At 54.0% G+C, this 624-nt stretch carries 1 protein-coding gene; it reads left to right on the top strand.

Annotation, left to right across the window (positions count from 1 at the left end):
* Window positions 1-10: 10 nt before the first annotated feature.
* On the top strand, window positions 11-624 hold a 614-nt coding region (locus L2I46_RS29290), incomplete at its 3' end, for a type VI secretion system Vgr family protein (protein ID WP_236948419.1).

Raw genomic sequence — 624 nt, 5'->3', positions numbered from 1 at the left:
CACCGACGCGGTGCAACAGCTGTCAGGGCAGTCACGTTATCGGGTTGATGTACATGAATGCAGTGATTTCCTTGATGTTCTTCGTTACAGCGCGGTGGAATCACTTAGCCAGCCATGGCGCTATGACGTGGCGGTTACCTGCTCCTCTAAAGATATTGTCTGTGAGTCGTTATTGCTGAAACCAGCGTCATTTACTTTCCAGACCCCGATGTTTGACGGGACACCAGCTCTGCCGGTACGGACGGTTTTTGGCGTAGTGGAGTCCTTTCGCCGCGTGTCCACCTCGAATGATGAGACCCGTTATGCACTGACGATCGTTCCCCGTATTGCCCTTCTGAACTATACGAAAGGGAGCGCGATCTACCTCAACCAGTCGGTCACTGAAGTGGTTGAACAGGTGCTGCGTAAACACGGGCTGGAAGGGCCTGATTTTGAGTTCCGGCTCTCCCGGGAATACCCATCCCGGGAGCTCATCACCCAGTGGCGGGAAACCGATCTTGAGTTTATCCAGCGCCTGCTGGCGGAAGTGGGCATTTACTGGCGCTATGAAATGGACGGCCGTCTTGAACAGGACGTGGTGATTTTCCAGGACAGCCAGGAGCAGTATGAATTTGGCATCACGCT

This window comes from Klebsiella sp. 2019SCSN059, from assembly GCF_021739525.1.
GTDB classification, from domain to species: domain Bacteria; phylum Pseudomonadota; class Gammaproteobacteria; order Enterobacterales; family Enterobacteriaceae; genus Klebsiella; species Klebsiella quasipneumoniae.
This window is presented reverse-complemented; position numbering and strand designations above follow the sequence as displayed.